The organism is Aciduliprofundum boonei T469, assembly GCF_000025665.1.
In the GTDB taxonomy this organism is placed as follows: Archaea; Thermoplasmatota; Thermoplasmata; order Thermoplasmatales; family Aciduliprofundaceae; genus Aciduliprofundum; species Aciduliprofundum boonei.
On the sequence record NC_013926.1, the window covers coordinates 1,108,003 to 1,124,479 of the forward strand.

At 39.4% G+C, this 16,477-nt stretch carries 17 protein-coding genes; 8 read left to right on the forward strand and 9 right to left on the reverse strand.

The window, feature by feature from the left end:
• The first annotated feature begins 48 nt into the window (after positions 1-48).
• Positions 49-528, forward strand: coding sequence for a hypothetical protein (locus ABOO_RS05855; protein ID WP_012997351.1), 480 nt, complete (start codon positions 49-51; stop codon positions 526-528).
• A gap of 4 nt (positions 529-532) precedes the next feature.
• Here the strand turns inward: ABOO_RS05855 and ABOO_RS05860 are convergent, their stop codons facing one another.
• The 3 genes from ABOO_RS05860 to purB form a co-directional block, all read right to left on the reverse strand.
• A complete protein-coding gene (locus tag ABOO_RS05860) occupies positions 533-2,869 on the reverse strand; it encodes an adenosylcobalamin-dependent ribonucleoside-diphosphate reductase (RefSeq protein WP_148222009.1) in 2,337 nt (778 codons plus the stop codon).
• Between the two features lie 150 nt (positions 2,870-3,019).
• The gene (locus ABOO_RS05865) at positions 3,020-3,736 is read right to left on the reverse strand and encodes a nucleotidyltransferase family protein (RefSeq protein WP_008085619.1); all 717 of its coding nucleotides are present in this window, start codon (positions 3,734-3,736) and stop codon (positions 3,020-3,022) included.
• Complete coding sequence (gene purB, locus ABOO_RS05870) at positions 3,733-5,073, reverse strand: adenylosuccinate lyase (RefSeq protein WP_008085629.1); 1,341 nt, start codon at positions 5,071-5,073, stop codon at positions 3,733-3,735. Before purB ends, ABOO_RS05865 begins: the two co-directional genes overlap by 4 nt.
• A gap of 80 nt (positions 5,074-5,153) precedes the next feature.
• Here purB and ABOO_RS05875 point away from each other — a divergent pair, with 80 nt between their 5' ends.
• From ABOO_RS05875 to ABOO_RS05895, 5 genes are read left to right on the forward strand one after another with little or no spacing between them, the layout of a single operon-like run.
• Positions 5,154-5,564, forward strand: coding sequence for a hypothetical protein (locus tag ABOO_RS05875; protein WP_394294952.1), 411 nt, complete (start codon positions 5,154-5,156; stop codon positions 5,562-5,564).
• 16 nt (positions 5,565-5,580) lie between these two features.
• Positions 5,581-6,411 carry a transposase gene (locus tag ABOO_RS05880; protein WP_008082531.1) on the forward strand — a complete coding sequence of 277 codons (831 nt, stop codon included), beginning with the start codon at positions 5,581-5,583 and terminating at the stop codon, positions 6,409-6,411.
• Positions 6,412-6,440: 29 nt separating this feature from the next.
• On the forward strand, positions 6,441-6,689 hold the full coding sequence (locus ABOO_RS05885) for a hypothetical protein (RefSeq protein ID WP_008085671.1): 249 nt from the start codon (positions 6,441-6,443) through the stop codon (positions 6,687-6,689).
• Positions 6,686-6,997 carry a hypothetical protein gene (locus ABOO_RS05890; protein ID WP_008085653.1) on the forward strand — a complete coding sequence of 104 codons (312 nt, stop codon included), beginning with the start codon at positions 6,686-6,688 and terminating at the stop codon, positions 6,995-6,997. The genes ABOO_RS05885 and ABOO_RS05890 overlap by 4 nt, the downstream gene beginning before the upstream one ends.
• Complete coding sequence (locus ABOO_RS05895; RefSeq protein ID WP_012997354.1) at positions 6,994-7,545, forward strand: hypothetical protein; 552 nt, start codon at positions 6,994-6,996, stop codon at positions 7,543-7,545. The genes ABOO_RS05890 and ABOO_RS05895 overlap by 4 nt, the downstream gene beginning before the upstream one ends.
• Here the strand turns inward: ABOO_RS05895 and ABOO_RS05900 are convergent.
• Entirely contained in the window at positions 7,536-8,270 is a 735-nt protein-coding gene (locus tag ABOO_RS05900; protein ID WP_008085675.1) for an SAM hydrolase/SAM-dependent halogenase family protein, read from the reverse strand. The genes ABOO_RS05895 and ABOO_RS05900 overlap by 10 nt on opposite strands.
• Complete coding sequence (locus ABOO_RS05905; protein ID WP_008085581.1) at positions 8,270-8,545, reverse strand: acylphosphatase; 276 nt, start codon at positions 8,543-8,545, stop codon at positions 8,270-8,272. Before ABOO_RS05905 ends, ABOO_RS05900 begins: the two co-directional genes overlap by 1 nt.
• A gap of 72 nt (positions 8,546-8,617) precedes the next feature.
• Between ABOO_RS05905 and pyrE the strand changes: the two genes are divergently transcribed.
• Positions 8,618-9,118, forward strand: coding sequence for an orotate phosphoribosyltransferase (gene pyrE, locus ABOO_RS05910; protein ID WP_012997355.1), 501 nt, complete (start codon positions 8,618-8,620; stop codon positions 9,116-9,118).
• On the opposite strand, the gene ABOO_RS05915 is transcribed toward pyrE, so the two are convergent.
• Both ABOO_RS05915 and ABOO_RS05920 read right to left on the reverse strand, forming a co-directional pair.
• On the reverse strand, positions 9,119-9,886 hold the full coding sequence (locus tag ABOO_RS05915) for an ATP/GTP-binding protein (protein ID WP_008085706.1): 768 nt from the start codon (positions 9,884-9,886) through the stop codon (positions 9,119-9,121). It abuts the gene before it with no gap.
• On the reverse strand, positions 9,883-13,155 hold the full coding sequence (locus ABOO_RS05920; RefSeq protein WP_008085741.1) for a DNA polymerase II large subunit: 3,273 nt from the start codon (positions 13,153-13,155) through the stop codon (positions 9,883-9,885). Before ABOO_RS05920 ends, ABOO_RS05915 begins: the two co-directional genes overlap by 4 nt.
• 113 nt (positions 13,156-13,268) lie before the next feature.
• Between ABOO_RS05920 and ABOO_RS05925 the strand changes: the two genes are divergently transcribed.
• Positions 13,269-14,060 (forward strand): NAD+ synthase, encoded by a 792-nt coding sequence (locus ABOO_RS05925; protein ID WP_008085740.1) that lies wholly within the window; start codon positions 13,269-13,271, stop codon positions 14,058-14,060.
• Here the strand turns inward: ABOO_RS05925 and ABOO_RS05930 are convergent, their stop codons facing one another.
• Both ABOO_RS05930 and ABOO_RS05935 read right to left on the reverse strand, forming a co-directional pair.
• On the reverse strand, positions 14,061-14,375 hold the full coding sequence (locus ABOO_RS05930; protein WP_012997356.1) for a DUF424 domain-containing protein: 315 nt from the start codon (positions 14,373-14,375) through the stop codon (positions 14,061-14,063).
• A complete protein-coding gene (locus ABOO_RS05935; protein ID WP_008085684.1) occupies positions 14,362-16,446 on the reverse strand; it encodes a minichromosome maintenance protein MCM in 2,085 nt (694 codons plus the stop codon). Before ABOO_RS05935 ends, ABOO_RS05930 begins: the two co-directional genes overlap by 14 nt.
• Positions 16,447-16,477 lie beyond the last annotated feature (31 nt).

The following is a 16,477-nucleotide window of genomic DNA, read 5'->3' on the forward strand; positions in this document are numbered from 1 at the left end:
GTTTATTTTTTAATAAAGTTTATATTTAGATTTTCCATTCCCACCCTGATGAAGAAAATTCTGTTATACATAACTACCGCAATCTTGCTCATTGCAAAGTATATTCAAATGGCTGGATATTCTGTAAATTATAACGCGGATATGTGGGTACTATTTTTAACCATTATATCAGGATCTCTACTCATATTTTTAGCTACAAAACTCTCGGGGGAAAAATGGAGAGCCTCTATAATTATAATATCTATCCTGGCAATTTTATTTATTGTAGCATGGTATTTATACCCAGACCCTTGGCTAGATTTTGCCTGGAGTTTACTTATATTTACTTCATTATTCTTGGCATTTTACAAAGCTTCACATTATGAAATAAAGAAATTTGCCTCATTTAGCTATGCATTTATGATAATTTACATACTAACCGAGAGCATATCCATATGGAGAAACGATATATATCCACCATTCTTTTTCGTATTCTTGACATTCATAGTACCAATGTACTTTGTAGGAATAAAAAGAGTGGGAGAATAAAATATCATTGATCGCATTTACCTGTTGGGCAAGCTGGATCAAATGTACTATCTACTTTTAGATACTTTTCCTCAACTTTCACATTAAAGGTTAGATCAATCAAAGCATTTGCTGAAGATTCTTTCTTCTTCTCCTCTTTGATTTCTTGCTTTGTTGTCTTTGTACCCTTATAGATGACCTGTACATTCTTGCTACCATCTCTGTAAATTGTTATGCCCTTACATTTTAGTTTCCAAGCTAATATGTATGTATCTTCTACATCGGATATTGATGCATCATGCCTTAAATTCACAGTCTTGCTAACTGCATTATCCACATATTTTTGAAATGCTGCTTGCATCCGTACATGCCACACTGGATCTATATCGTGAGCTGTTCTAAACAACCTTTTTATATTTTCAGGCACATCGTCAATATGCTGCACACTTCCAGTTTCTGCCACTTTATGCATAAGCTCCTCAGAGTATAATCCTTCCCTCTTCATAATTTCTTCAAAGAGCGGATTTACCTCTAATAACTCTTGTCCATCCAGTACTCTACGAATAAATGCAATGGCGAACAGGGGTTCAATGCTGGAAGAAGTGCCTGCAATTATGCTTATCGTGCCTGTAGGTGCTATCGTGGTAGTGGTTGCATTTCTTATCTTCATTCCCTTCTTCCACCACTCACTACCCTCCCACGCCGGGAACACTCCTCTCTTCTCCGCAAGTTTCATACTCGCCCTGTGCGATTCCTCATTTATGAACTTCATTACCTTCTCCGCAAGCTCTACTGCCTCTTCACTATCGTACGGTATGCCCAACTTTATCAGCATCTCCGCCCAGCCCATAACTCCGAGACCTATCTTCCTTGATCTTCTCGTCATCTCAGCCACTTGAGGTAGGGGATAATTGTTTGCATCAATTACATTATCCATAAAATGCACTGCTGTGTGAACAGTATCCCTTAAATCATCCCATTTTATCTTTCCGTTCTCGACGAAGAGCGATAGATTTATGCTGCCGAGATTGCAGGACTCGTATGGCAATAAGGGCTGCTCTCCGCAGGGATTCGTGCTTTCTATCTCTCCCAGATGCTTTACAGGATGTTTTCTATTCACCTCATCTATGAATATCACTCCCGGGTCTCCTGTCTTCCACGCCTGCGTTATTATCAGGTCCCAAACTTGCCTTGCTTTGATTCTCTTCACTTCCTCCCCATTTCTGGGATTGCGAAGTGGATAGTAATCATCTCTGAGCAACGCATCCATAAACTCGTCCGTCACCGCCACGCTTATGTTGAAATTGCTAAGCACTTTATTCTCAGAATCCTTGGAGGTGATGAACTCCAGTATGTCCGGATGGTGCACACTTAGCACCCCCATATTCGCTCCCCTTCTCTTTCCCCCCTGCTTTATCACATCTGTGGCTACATCGAACACACGCATGAAAGATAGTGGCCCCGAGGCCACTCCCATAGTGCTAGCCACTATATCTCCCTTCGGCCTCAAGCGTGAGAAGGAGAATCCTGTGCCTCCTCCACTCTTGTGTATCATCGCCGCATACTTCACCGCATTGAATATGCCCTCTATGCTATCCGGTACCGGCAAAACAAAGCACGCACTTAGCTGACCTAATTTTGTGTTCGCATTCATCAATGTTGGGGAGTTTGGCACATATTTCCTATGGAGCATCACTTCTGCAAATTTATTTTTCACTCTCTCTATTTTATCCCATTTTGATTTTAAAGAATCTAGCACATATGAAAAATCAACCTTCATATAGCCCTCTTTTGAGAAATATGTAAATGCTCTCTTGAGCATGTTGAACTCCCATATACTCAGAAATTCAGGTTTCTCCTCTACATCTATCTTTCTCTCTTTCTGTTTACCCTCTTTATCGTAAATATCATCCTCATAGAATATATCAACAAGGGCAAGATATCTAGCAGTTCTCTCAAACATCTGTCTTGGGGTTTCAATAACATTACCATTTTCATCTTTAAGCAAGTATCTTGCTTCAAGCACTTTTATTGCATTCACAGTTAATTTGAGATCATCTTGAACGCCTATAACCTTCTTTGCCTGCCTTATCTTTCTCCTCTCTTCCCTATACAAAATATATGATTTTGCTACATTGATGTAGCCCTCAAGCATAAGGGTCTCTTCTACAATGTCCTGTATCTTCTCAACCGTGATTCTTTCCACCCTACTCTCCTTTATTTTTTCTACAACCTTCCGTGTTACTCTCTGTGCATCCTCTTCGCCGTAGCCCCCTATAGAATTCATTGCTTTCATTATCGCTTGAAATATCTTATCTTCGCTAAAGTCCACTATCCTACCATCCCTTTTTATAACTTTCATTACCTCACCCTCTTCTGACATACTTCTTTTGCGGGTAATGAAAACTATACACATTTGAATTTATATCCTTTTTTTAGAACATATTCCATGCAGCATTGCATGTGTTATGGATGATTAACATGGTAAAAAAGTTGGTAAAGAATTTGATAATCAAAACATGTTGAAAGCCCTACGATACTCATCTAAGTTTCCAATATCGAGCCAAGTGCCTTTAAATGAAAAAGCATACACTGGAATTTTAGTTATTAGCCAAGAAATAAAGTACCCGGGGCTATCTGGATTGTTCTTATTATCCAAGTACTCTTTTAGCAGCCCATATACCTTTTTAGGAAGCGCGTAGCAGGCGGTTGCAATTAGAGTTGATTCTGGGTTCTCAGGCTTTTCTACGAATTTTGTTATCTTTCCTTGGTTGTCTACGCTTACAACCCCATATCTTCTCGCCTTATCTTTATCCTCTACATCATAAACTGCCACTATTGGACTTTTTCTATCCTCATAAAATTTCAAAAATTGTGATAGAGAGAAATCAAAATAGTTGTCTCCTGCCACGATAAGATAATCATCCTGCCCATATTTATCCATAGCATACTTTATACCCTTTATGGCTCCAAATTTTTCTTCTTCTTTTCTCGTTGGCTCTATTAAAAGAGATATATCATCATTTCTGCATTTAATCCAGTATCTAAACTGCCTTTCATAATAACTGTTTGTGGACACAATGATTTCATCAATGCCTGCATTTTTTATATTATCCACGATCCAATCAATGATCAATCTATCTCCCACAGGCAATAACGGCTTGGCTATGAAATCAGTTATAGGTGCCAATCTCCTTGCAAAGCCACCCGCTAATATCAAAGCTTTCATAGACCCTTATTATTTTCCCTCATTTTATTTTTTCTCTTAAGTATATTATCCACTATTTTCTCCGCAGAGCCAATGTAATTTTTCGGGTTTAGGAGCTCTTCTATTTTTCCTTCTAAGATAGGACGAAGCTCATTATCTTTCATTAAATTTTCTCTGAACTTTCCAGGCTGCATTGAAATCTGGCGGAGTTTCTCATGGGCATCCTGCCTACTCCAGCCATTTTTGACAAGGAAAATTATTATTGCCTCTGCCATAACCTCCTCATTGTTTCTTATATTCTCAAGCATCCTTTCCTCATTTATCTCTAAATTCTTGAATAAATTGGCTGCTTTAACCATTATGTCGTCAATTAGAATTGAAGTATGTGGAATGATAAATCTCTCTGCCGATGAGTTTGTTAGGTCTCTCTCATGCCAGAGAATAGCGCTTTCGTGCATGGGAGTGAGAAATCCCCTTATTATCCTCGCTAAACCGCATATGTTCTCTGCCGTGATTGGATTTCTCTTTTGAGCCATTGTGCTAGAGCCCACCTGCTTCTCCACATCAAATTTTTCCATAACCTCTCCTATCTCACTTCTCTGCAAATTTCTCATCTCTGTTGCAAATTTCTCAAGAGAGGTGGCTAATGAGGAAAAGAATGAGACAAGCTCAACATACCTATCCCTACCCACCAGCTGCGTTGATGCCTCTTCATATCCTATTCCCAATTCATTCATAACAAATTCTTGAATTTCCAATGCCCTATCTCCAAGAGCTGCCCCCGTGCCCACGGCACCCATCATCTTTCCAACGAGTACTCTCTTTTTTAACTCTTCAAATCTTTCGTGATGTCTTAAAATCTCAGCCAAAAACACGGCCATTTTCAATCCAAATGTTATTGGCACTGCCGCCTGCCCATGAGTTCTTCCAAGCATAACTGTGTTTTTATACTTTGCGGCCAATTCTGCGAGTGCATTCTCCAATAGTTCAAAATCTCTCTCTATGTACCTGAACAAATCTTTTAACTGTAGAGCAGTAGTAGTATCTATTATGTCATTGCTTGTGGCTCCAAGATGTACATACTTGCCACATTCTCCACATTTTTCTGCATATGCCTTAACTATTGCCATAACATCATGCTTTATCTCCTTCTCAATATTTTTAACTCTCTCCAGTTCAACCTTGTCCATTGCCTCCTTTGCCGCTTTTACACAATATTCAGGTATATTTCCAAAATGGGCATGTGCTTTCATAAGCGTGTATTCCACGAGAAGCATATAACGGAGCTTGGATTCCTCGGAAAATATTTTTTTAACTTCATCTCTGCCGTATCTGTAATCAAGGGGACAAACTGCCATAAACGAGCATGTTTTTCATTTTATTAATACTTCCCGAAAATTTTATTTACCTTTCAAGGCATATCATTTTGGTGCTTGTAATGAATAAGAGGGGAAAGAAAAAGAGTGCTCCCAAGCCTTACGAGATGCCAAAACTGTTTGAGGAGGAGCATGAAGAGGTTTCATCTTATAAAGAGCTTGATGCTCAGAACCATATTGAAGCTGTTAGAGAGGAGGAAAAAATGGAAAGATATAAAGAAGCTTCAAAATTGAGAAAGAAGGCTGCAGAGTTTGAAAAGAAAGCTGCGTTTTATCATAGGAAATATAAAGAAGAGATGGAAAAAGTGGCAAAATATCAGGCATATAAGGCGAAATACAAAGATAAAGAGCATGAAATAAAGCAGAAGATTAAAGAGTTAAAAAGGAGGATTGAAGATTATCAAATGGAGTTGAAGAATGCAGAATCATTGAAGAAGAGGGGTGAGTTGCAACCCCACATAAAAATAAAATAGGGGATATAAATAAAGGATGAGCAGGAAATTAGACCTGTACAAGGTTGTGAAAATGGGGATGAAAGCTCTAAAGAGAGCAAATATTCCTCTTTACTGGAGCAAGTACTCTAGGAAAGATTACACTCTGCACCAGCACATGATGCTGATAGTGCTGACACAGTATGTGGGAAGTATAGAAAGAATGCTCCAGATTGTGCGAGAAATGAGAAAGATAAAGAGGGTAATGAGATTGAAGAAAATCCCCCATAAAAGCACAATTTCAAGAGAGTTGAGAAGAATACCAGAACGATGGATTCGCATTGTGCTTAGAGAAATAGTGAAAATAATGGGAATACCCAATAAATTTGCAGTGGATTCCACAGGTATTCAAATTTATTACCGTTCATACTACTACACACAGCGAATCGGAGAAGTAGGAAAAATAAGAGAAGGATTGAAATTGCATGCTGCTGTGGATATTGAGAGGAAGCTCATTACCAATGCAATAGTTACAAAATGGCACACTAACGATTCACCGTACCTCATTCCTCTTTTGGAGGAAGAGAGAGTAAAAGAAGTGTATGCAGATAAGGGCTATGATTCTCTACGTAACATACGATTTGTTCTGAATAAAGGAGGAACTCCATACATAGCAATCCGTAATAAAGCAAGAAGAGGATTGCGAAGGAGATTGTTAGAAAAGAGCAAATCACCTGACTGGAAAAAGAAGTACTCGCATAGAAATGTAATTGAATCAGTCTTCCACTCTTTCAAAAGAGTTGTTGGAGATTACATATTTTCCCATTCTTTCTCTGGTGCTTCTAAACTCCTGCTCTTCAAAGTTCTTGCCTATGATCTCTATGTCTAATCCTTCCTTATTTTTATTCTTCTTTTTTCATGTTTTTCGAGGAATTCAACTTATCCAAGAAGAGAGAAAGCTTAAGAGCTAAAATTGCAAAGTTACAAACTAGAATATCGGCTTTGAACTCAAAAATAAGTGCATTGAGAGATAAACAGGCAGAGTATGTAAAAAAGATGAGCGAATATAAAGCAAAGGCAGCAAGATACTATGAGAAAAGCAAGGATTATGAGAGAGAATCAATGATTTTTAATAAAACTGCTGAATCTCTTGAGGGTATGGAATGATAACCGCAGCTCAATTAATTTTAGCATCTGCCTCCTTACCACTTATCGGATATGGCACATTCATAGCCAAGGATGGAGATAGGCTAGATGGCACTTATACGATAATTGGAGGATTGTACACGCTTCTCGCAGTATTTTTCATACCCTCTGGATTTCCGGGATTCTTGGTATTCCCTGGCTCTATGGGAATCGCTGCAATTGGTGGCTTTCATAGTTATGGAAGGAGTAAGAAAAGAGGAAAGTTAATTAAAGGTATAGCGCTTTTAGCAATTGCTACAATTTTAATCCTCTTTCAGGTGGTATTATGAATAAAAAGAAAATAGTTGCCGGGATATTCTCATACCTCCTTGTTTTCGCCATTTACATCGCATTTTTCTCATATCCTGTTACTCCCGCTTACATAGAGCATAGGGGTTATGTGGATGTTGAAACAAAGAACATAAGCTCTCTTCCAAATGGTCTCTATAAAGTGTATGTAAAAGGTTCTCTAAATCCTGCCATAGTAGTTATCGCCACTATCAGAACTCCATACATACCCCAGAAAACTTATAGTAAATCATTAAGGCACATAGAGGGCATTGCTGAAAAAGAAATTAAAAAAAGGTATAATGTGAATATAGATTTGGTTTACAGGGGAGAGAAAAGTGTGGATATTAAGAACCATACAATCGTTATGGATGATTACGATGTATACCTTAACTATACATTCTATGCACCATTGAGACCAAAAGTGATAAAATTGGATATAGGCGCATATTTCTGTCAAGAAAAATTTGAATCAATAATAATTGCTTACGCATATCCACCCATATTCGCATCAGATTTTAACAAAGTTTTGGAGTCAATTCACTGCTGAACTATGATTTCCATCTTATCTCCAACTTCCAATGCTAACCTCTTTGAAGCATCTCCCTGATTAACAGCAAATTCCAGAAAATTCTCGCTGTTTACCAAAGCGATTAATTCACCCTTTTTAGCATGGCCGTAAGATGGTAAAAATCTCACAGTTTTTCCTATTACTTCAATTCCTTTGGCATCTTTAACCATTTCCTTTGGCACATTAGTAATTACATTTCCAAAGTGATCTATGTGAATTACCTCGCAATTTATCCTATTTTCATTCCTCGCCGCCTTTCTATACTCAAAAATCTCAAAATTCTCCGTCTTTTTTAAAATTTCAAAATTGCCCATATCAATGTATGCAGCGGCAGGAGCAAATACATCCCTGCCATGAAATGTGGTGCTCTCAGGCTCAATTTGAAGTTCGTAAACCTCAGAAACTTTATGAGCAACATAAGTTAATATTCCATTATCTGGACCAACATACCAAGAATTTTCAATCTTCGCCGCTATGCCCTTTCTCTCAGTTCCCACTCCCGGATCAACCACAAAAACATGAACCGCTGGAGGAAAATAGGGCAAAATGGCATTTAGCACATACGCAGCATGCCTTATGCTATGCCTCTCCACATTATGTGTTATATCAACTATTTTTGCATGGGGATTTATCTTCAATATCACTCCTTTCATCACACCTACATAATGGTCCTTGTATCCAAAATCAGTTGTGAGCGTAATCATCAGTACCTCACCCTGAAATCCTTGTATCCTTCTGGCTCACCATACTCAATTTCAATATCATCTACGCGGGCATGGGGGTGCTTGTACCTGCATAGATAAATCAACTTCTCCACTTTATCCTCAGGGCCTTCAAACACCGCCTCAACCCTACCATCGGGAAGGTTTCTTACCCAGCCACGCACCCCGAGCTTGAGAGCGTTATCCCTTGTAAATGCTCTGAAGAATACACCCTGCACGCGGCCAGAAAAGAAGACATGGGCCTTTATCTCTTTCATAATTGCATTGATTATTCTTTTCTATTTAACCTTTATGCGAGAAATTTTAATCTCTTATTTTCATTACTCCCTATGCTTAAAGAAAAACTTATTGAATGCGGAGCCATAAAATTTGGAGATTTCACCCTAGCATCTGGAAAGAAAAGTAAGTACTATGTGGACATAAAGAAGGCAAGCACAAAATACGAAATATTGGAGCTAATGGGAAATATGCTTGCAGAGAAAGTAAAAGGAGATATGTTAGCTGGGGTAGAGCTTGGAGCTGTGCCTCTTGTTGCAATAACGGCTATTAAGGCAAAGAGGGATTACCTAATAATAAGAAAAGAGAAAAAGGGATATGGGACTTCCAAGTTAATTGAAGGAGATTATAAAGAGGGGCAAGAGGTTGATATAATTGAAGATGTTGTGACAACAGGTGGCTCTGTCTTGCGTGCTATAAAAATTTTACGCAGTGCTGGACTCACGGTAAATAGGGTAATATGCGTTGTTGATAGAGAAGAAGGAGGTAAAGAGAATCTGGAAAAAGAAGGAGTAGAATTAATATCGTTAATTAAGGCAAGAGAGCTCCTTTAATCATCTTTTCTCTATATCTTCCCCACCTGCAAATGTCAATTGAAGAGCAGTATAAACATCCTCATACCCGTAGAGCATTCGTGCGGATGTTGGAATTAAAGTGCGAAAAGCATCTATATTTTCAAGGGCTTTGAATAATTCAATGCTCAGTTCCTTACGCATGCTTGGATTCTCTGTTATCAGAGCATCGTAAAGAGAATTCCAGTTCTTACTCCATTCAGCAATGTTGTAGAGGTCATTGTCTTCTACGATATCAACCTTGGAGAGTATGTTTATGAATGGGATGTAAAATCTAAAATAAACTGAAGAGGATAAAATTAAAAGAGATACGAATCCAGAGGGAGTCTTAGCCAATGATGGATCAAATAGAAATGCGAGCATGCTTCTATCTCCTCCAAGATAATCAACTATGAACTTGCTAGCGGCTCTGAATGCGAATAATTCAATTTGGCCTGCAGTATCGTATATTATGTAATCTGCCTCGTAATTATCCACTTCGCTCTTCAGCTCCTCTACAAAATTGGCAATCATATCAGCCGCCACAATTTGAGCACCATTGGGTCCTAAACCGTATTCGTTCATAATTGAATTTAAGTCAACTATATCTCGTATATCAACATCAGGAGTATAGGGCAAGATTTCTGCACCGGGATCAAGATTAACCACTACCGTATCATACTCGTTTTTTATCATCCACTCTCTAAAAGCAGCAGTGAATGTACTTTTTCCACTTCCCGCAGGACCAACCACGAACAAATTTGCAATCATACGGCAAGAAAAGACTCAAGGGTTATTTTATTTTTTTCCTCTTCCTCTGCAAAAAGAGAATCCACAGATTCTTTGAGAGCGAGAACTCTCTGCTTCACATACAGAGGCACATCATACTCTTCTGCAAGGTTCAGTGCTTTATCTAAATACTTTTTCACAGAGCCCTCCGAAACAGTGAGAATTACATTACCTCCACATTTTGGGCACACATTGTTCAAAGGTACTCTCCTGTATTTAGCTCCGCATTTTGTGCATCTAAATCCCTGTGTGCCGAATTTTTTCAAGTTACCCATTATATCGGGGATGAAATGATGCGCAATTATCCTTGCAGCCATGTCATGCTCATCAACAGCCCTTATCTTCCTTGCCAATTGCAACTGGCTATCAAGTTTTTCTTGCATACTACCAAGAACCTTATAGGCAGAGGTCAAAACACCCACATTTATGTCCCTTGTATCGTGGGTGAATTTAAAACCCTCATATTGCCTTGGAGTTTCAATTCTCTTCTTCACAAAATCCATAATATCTGCAACTTCATCTGGTTTTGCATACTTTAAAGTTGCTTCGTAGAACTCTAAAGGATACCTCTCCATAACATCCACATGCAAGGCCTCTTTGTCTATCTCTGTGGGAGTGATCCTAGTAGTCAGAACTAAGGGTGCATCCATCAACCCTCCGCGAGTTGAGGGAAGAAACTTGCGAGAGAAATCCAAAAGACCTTCAAGAAGGAGCATTATTGAGTCCTCATCTCCATCACAATTGCGGCGCTTTGCAGCATGGAAAAATGGATGCGCAAAGCCAACATTGGCATCTGAAAATCCAATAATTCTACCAAGTATACCTGCAGATGTGTGTGGTGCTAATCCAATTACAAGATGTCCTATCAGGTCTTCTCTCTTTTTCACATTGTAGAAGCGTTTCATCTTGTAAAATTTCTCAAGCAAGTCATCAACATAATTTGCAATTTTTATAAGGTAATCGGCAGCACTCTTTGGAATTATTATATCTTGAACCTTTAACTCGCAGAGTTGCTCCCCATCTTTAAGATCGTGGCCAAGATAATCTTTCGTGTATCCCAATTTTCTTGCTTTTTCAACACTTAGCCCTATTTCCTTAGGCCTAAAATGGGTTATTGCTATATCGCTCATATCGAATCTTGCAGTACCATCTTTGAAAACATAAACTCCGTTTTTAGCCCTAAGAATCCCCTTCTCTAACCTTTCAGGTATGTGCTCTTGAGACATCATCTTCTTTACTCCCTTGACATCCCAATCCACATTCTCACCAAGATATTCCTGTGCCCTCGCGAATAGATCAGATATATCCACTTTTTTTACAACTACCTTCTCCATGAATTGTGTGGGTGCTCCGCATTTTGGGCAGAAGGGCAGTATCGTTTTCTCTCCGCATTTTGGACATTTTCTTATGCCTATCTCAATTGGAATGATTTTTTTATTTATTGCTTCGGTTATAAGTCTTCTATTACCTCCTGCATCTCCTATTGGGAAAAGAGAGTGAATCGGAGGTTTCATCTTTCTAGGCGCTGCCTTCTCAGGCCTGCCCATTCTTGCACCGATTCTAACAGGTGCTCTCTCTCTTATCTTTACCCCTGCCAATTCTGAAACAACATCCATTATATTTCCTTCTTTAATCTCTTTTCTTCTTACAATTTTCCCATCTTTCAAATCTAAACCAACTCCTCTCAAAAGGGGATAAGCGTATCTGTCAAGAATGTAATACTCACGCTCAAGGTGCAATGCACCTAATTTTTTCAATATTTCTTTTATCTCCCAATTTTTCTCCACATACAATTTTTCATCTTTCCAAAAAGAGTGATTCTCTAAAAATTCAGATAATTTTCTCAATTCTTCTAAACTCAAATCATGCCAGAACAAATTGTAGTCTGGATGCAGTGGAACGGAATACTCTTCAGATATTTGAAAAGCTTCGAAACTATTCTTGATTTCCCCATGAAATCCAACCCTCTCCGCTTCCTGTTCCCACCATTCTACAGCATATGCTCCAGGAATTAAAGGATGATTATTCTCCAAGAACTCTCCGTAGGGAATAAGCATCTCACCAACATCCACAATTTCAACAACGGAATCGTAATACTCCCTAGCTTTTTCAAGCTCGTTGATTTGTATCAAATCTCCATTCTTTAAAAGAACTATAGGACCCTCTATGCTATCGCAAGAAGTCATACCTCCTGCCTTACCGGGCCTCTCAACTTTGAGCTGAGTGCCTATTGCTATGAATTTATTCAATATATACATCGTGGCAGGATTTACACTTAGCGTGGCTAAGCCTCCTGCACGGCATCTTCCATACCTAAGGCGAAAACCTCCAGGAGCCATTGGATACGAGAATATGGGCCTTCCTGCTATAACATCCTTCATAAATTTTTTGAGGGGCTTTAATTCAAACTTGTCCTCTTTCACTTCCGGAATCAATTTTTTTATCCAATCCCAGCCGTCTATTTTCAGCATATCAACATACGCTTTTATCTTCTTTGTTTTCTGCAATAAACCCTCTGCAAGAACTAGACACATACCGCCTCTAACCCTATTTGTATCTATTCTTGGGAGATTCCTATAACCGCTAACCTCAACCTTTTCGGTACCTTCACCATCAATGCAAACTGGACAATTATTCACAACGAGCTCAATCTCTTCATTTGTAGGCCTGTACTGTAAATGATGAATTCTATCGTATAATTGGATTTCTTCTTTGTACCTTTCAATCTCCGCTTCTGTAGGTTTATACCTTCCTATCTCAAGCTCTCTTCTTACAACATCCGCAATAAGTACGCTCAACGCCTGAGCAGTACCTCCCGCCCCCCTAATCGGACCAGCATAGTATATGGACACATAGTCCGTGCCATCATCATTTTTCTTTATCTTTACATTTGCAATACCTTCAAGCGGTGCGACTAATATACCTTCTGTTAGAATTGCAAGTCCAACTCTTATCGCCTTATCCAACGCTTCATCCTTTCTATCAAATTTCTTTGCTATCCTCTTTGCCATCAAGAGCGAGACCATACCCCTATCATGGCTCTTGCTGAGCTCTCTGATTTCATCCGCTATACCCTTAACTCCTGTTAATTCTTCGACCCTTGCAGCAAGGTCTTTAGCACGGGGAATTTCAACATCGGGTACGGGGTCAAATCTCATGCTCCGAGCTTCTCTGGCGATTTTGTAAATTTCTTCCGCATTCCTTTCAAGCTCCTCAAAATATCTGAGCATATCCTTGCTTGCTTCTACCATTCTTCATAGGTTAATTTTCTGTCCATTATAACACTTTCTGTTATCTCAATTTTTACCAATATTGATAAATTTTGAGTTCAAAAGATTTATAGCCAAAAATGAGATATACCACCATGCTTGAACTTACCTTGCCCGATTATGCTGAAGAAACGATAATAAGATTCATTAGGGATTTTGTAGGTGATAAAAATGCAGTTATTGGCTTGAGTGGGGGCCTGGACTCTTCCACGGTTGCTTTTCTATGTGTGAAAGCTCTTGGTAAGGATAAGGTGCTTGGAGTGCATATGCCAGATTCTATCACGCCAAAAGAGGATAAAGAGGATGCAAAGCTCGTGGCTGAGAAGCTTGGAATAGAATTCAGAACAATAGAAATTGGAGAAATTGTTGAGAAGATGAATGAGAAAATAAAATTAAAGAATGAGATGAGCACTGCAAATTTGAAAGCACGCATTAGAATGGCCATTCTTTATGGCATAGCCAATGACGAAAATAGATTGGTAACTGGCACGAGCAATAAAAGTGAAATTTTGATAGGATACTTCACAAAGTATGGTGACGGTGCTAGCGATTTTGCACCCATAGGTGATTTGTACAAGACACAAGTTAGAATGCTTGCAGAGAAGCTCGGAGTACCATCCCGTATAATCTCAAAAGCCCCAACTGCAGGATTACTTCCAGGGCAGAGTGATGAAAAGGAGATAGGAATAAAGTATGAGATTTTGGATAAAATCCTCTATGGTATGGAACTTGGATTCAACGAAAATAAGATTGCAGAAATTTTGGATATAGATATAAAAATGGTGAGAAGAGTATTTGAGATGCACGAGAGAAGCAGGCATAAAAGGGTAATGCTCTACATACCAAAAATAGGAATTAGGAGCGTTAATACAGATTGGAGAGAGTGATTAGAAGAGCAGCACCATTTGCGCATGGGGCACTCCATCGATTCTCATAACATTCTCCTCGTCGATATAACCTTCTCTTATCGCAAGCGAGATAACTCTATCTCCCACCAAATTCGCAATTGTGGCGATTTTCATACTGTTTATAAATGTCTGCTCACTTACAAATGCCTCATAGTAAAAATTCTTCTTTACTTCAATCACAAGCTCCCCTTCTTCAAATTTCTTGCCCAAGAGCTCTCTATCGCATGCGGCGAGCATCACCTCGCCTCTTATCTTGTATATTCGCATTGCTATTCCGTGCTCAAACTTGGACATATTTGTACACTCCTCTCTTTGTTTCTGCTATTATTCCCTGCCTGTGCATCCTCTCCAATATCTGCTCTGCTTTCACCTCATCTATACCCTCTTTCTTGGCCTCTTCTATTATGTCCTCCTTTCTTGCAAACCCATTGTTGCTACTAGCTAGGCTCTTTATTATAAGCTCCATCCTCTCCATAGCGCTTCTCTGCCTTGAGCTTATCCCTGTGTATAAAACATCTGAATCAATTATTCCGCTCTCGTCCATAGATGTTTCTTTTAAGAAATAATCCACTATTCTAATTGCCCTCTCAGCATCTTCCTTAGTTACTATATCACTCAATCTTGCCCTTGCAGATGCCTCTGCCAGCCTAACCATAGCTTCAAGCTGCCTGGGAGTTATAGGCACTGCCTTTGTCTCCTCGTACATTTTTCTCGTATCCACATATTTTTTCAAAATTAGATCCTTAGCTTCATCGCTCATCTTTGGAATTATATTTCTCTTTGCATAAGCCACATACTTCCTTATGAACTCAGGAGTCATCCCCGTTTCAAACTGCTTTACAACGATGTTATCCTCTTCTTCAAGCTGAAGCATCTCACCTGCCAAATGCGCCTCCAAAACATGATTGGCTAGGGCCTTATCTCTCTCGGGATTGGGCCTATCAAGAATCTTGAATATTACATCAAATCTAGATAGGAGAGGAGTGGGTAAGTCAATCTGGTCTACGAGGGGTCTACTTACATCAAACCTCCCATACTTTGGATTTGCAGCACCTAAAATTGAGCATCTTGCCATCAAGGTTGCATATATACCCGCCTTAGTTACAGCGATTATCTGCTGCTCCATGGCTTGATAGATACTATCCCTATCAGTTGCGTTCATCTTATCTATCTCGTCAATGGCTGCAAGGCCTAAATCCGCAAGAACTAATGCTCCAGCCTCTAAGGTCCAGCGTCCAGTTTCATCTCGCACTGCTGTTGCAGTTAAGCCAGCAGCTGAGGAGCCCTTGCCAGAGGTGTATATGCCTCTGGGAGCAAGTTGTGCCATATATTGCAGTAATTGGGACTTGGCAGTACCAGGATCTCCAACAAGCAAGATATGTATATCTCCCCTTATTCTCGTTCCATCCTTCATTTTCTTGGTTACCCCTCCAAACATTTGAAGCAGGAGCGCTTCTTTCTCTATCTCCATTCCATATATTGTAGGGGCTATTGCCCTTCGCATTCTGTCAATTATGTCTCCCTTTCTAGCCTCCTCCTTTATCAATCTCTCATCCTCTTCCGTTATTTCAATACTTTCAAGCTCTTTGCTCTCCTTGTCTATGCTCACAACATCGATGAAAATATCAAACTCGGTAGAGCGAACATTTCCAAACATCCTGCGCTCCTTGACTTTCAAAATTCCATTTAAAACCACTCTATCTCCAGGCACTATCTCTCCTGCAATATCATCCTCCAAGTAAGCCATGAGACGCTGGGGCTGCTCCCTACCCCTCAAATTCTCAGGATTGTCCTGAATCTCGGCCTTCTGCGTGTCTACAAACTCTGATTTCTCAGGTATGAATGTGAATTTTATGGGAGCTGATTTTTTATCATTTGAGAATCTAGATTTTCCGCAAACTGCGCATTTCACAGGTTCAATTAACCTAATTCCCGTTTGCTCAATCTTAGTAATTCCTCCACAGTCACTACATCTAAAAGCTCCGAATTTTAGTTTAGGACGCACCTCGCTCGCCCTTCTTATTATGCCTTCAATGCTTAGAAATTGCCCTACATGCACACTCCTGAGCTCTCGTATCTCCTTTCTCCTGTCCCTAGGCAATTGGTGGATGCGTAGATGAATATGCTTCTCGTTATCGTGAATATAACTCCTTATCTCCTCCTCTCCAATCTTTATGTAAATTTCAGGGTTCTTCAAAAAATCCTCTGCAAAAAGAGGTTTGTAATTTTCAATATCCTCAAATCTTATGTAAATGCTCCTTGTATCAGGATACTCGTCCGCAATCTCATTCAACTTGTTTCCATAATCTGTGCGTGAAAAAAACTCGTGCCACATATCTCTTATTTCATTTTCATTAAATTCCATCTACCAGCACATAGGATACGGAGATTTAAAA

Bases quoted from the DNA above. Each gene is read 5' to 3' on its own strand.
- ABOO_RS05855 (WP_012997351.1), top strand. From the start codon at position 49: ATGAAGAAAATTCTGTTATACATAACTACCGCAATCTTGCTCATTGCA.
- pyrE (WP_012997355.1), top strand. From the start codon at position 8,618: ATGCTTAAAGAAAAACTTATTGAATGCGGAGCCATAAAATTTGGAGAT.
- ABOO_RS05875 (WP_394294952.1), top strand. From the start codon at position 5,154: ATGAATAAGAGGGGAAAGAAAAAGAGTGCTCCCAAGCCTTACGAGATG.
- ABOO_RS05880 (WP_008082531.1), top strand. From the start codon at position 5,581: ATGAGCAGGAAATTAGACCTGTACAAGGTTGTGAAAATGGGGATGAAA.
- ABOO_RS05915 (WP_008085706.1), bottom strand. From the start codon at position 9,886: ATGATTGCAAATTTGTTCGTGGTTGGTCCTGCGGGAAGTGGAAAAAGT.
- ABOO_RS05895 (WP_012997354.1), top strand. From the start codon at position 6,994: ATGAATAAAAAGAAAATAGTTGCCGGGATATTCTCATACCTCCTTGTT.
- ABOO_RS05930 (WP_012997356.1), bottom strand. From the start codon at position 14,375: ATGTCCAAGTTTGAGCACGGAATAGCAATGCGAATATACAAGATAAGA.
- ABOO_RS05935 (WP_008085684.1), bottom strand. From the start codon at position 16,446: ATGGAATTTAATGAAAATGAAATAAGAGATATGTGGCACGAGTTTTTT.
- ABOO_RS05890 (WP_008085653.1), top strand. From the start codon at position 6,686: ATGATAACCGCAGCTCAATTAATTTTAGCATCTGCCTCCTTACCACTT.
- ABOO_RS05920 (WP_008085741.1), bottom strand. From the start codon at position 13,155: ATGGTAGAAGCAAGCAAGGATATGCTCAGATATTTTGAGGAGCTTGAA.
- ABOO_RS05925 (WP_008085740.1), top strand. From the start codon at position 13,269: ATGCTTGAACTTACCTTGCCCGATTATGCTGAAGAAACGATAATAAGA.
- ABOO_RS05905 (WP_008085581.1), bottom strand. From the start codon at position 8,545: ATGAAAGAGATAAAGGCCCATGTCTTCTTTTCTGGCCGCGTGCAGGGT.
- ABOO_RS05900 (WP_008085675.1), bottom strand. From the start codon at position 8,270: ATGATTACGCTCACAACTGATTTTGGATACAAGGACCATTATGTAGGT.
- purB (WP_008085629.1), bottom strand. From the start codon at position 5,073: ATGGCAGTTTGTCCCCTTGATTACAGATACGGCAGAGATGAAGTTAAA.
- ABOO_RS05860 (WP_148222009.1), bottom strand. From the start codon at position 2,869: ATGAAAGTTATAAAAAGGGATGGTAGGATAGTGGACTTTAGCGAAGAT.
- ABOO_RS05865 (WP_008085619.1), bottom strand. From the start codon at position 3,736: ATGAAAGCTTTGATATTAGCGGGTGGCTTTGCAAGGAGATTGGCACCT.
- ABOO_RS05885 (WP_008085671.1), top strand. From the start codon at position 6,441: ATGTTTTTCGAGGAATTCAACTTATCCAAGAAGAGAGAAAGCTTAAGA.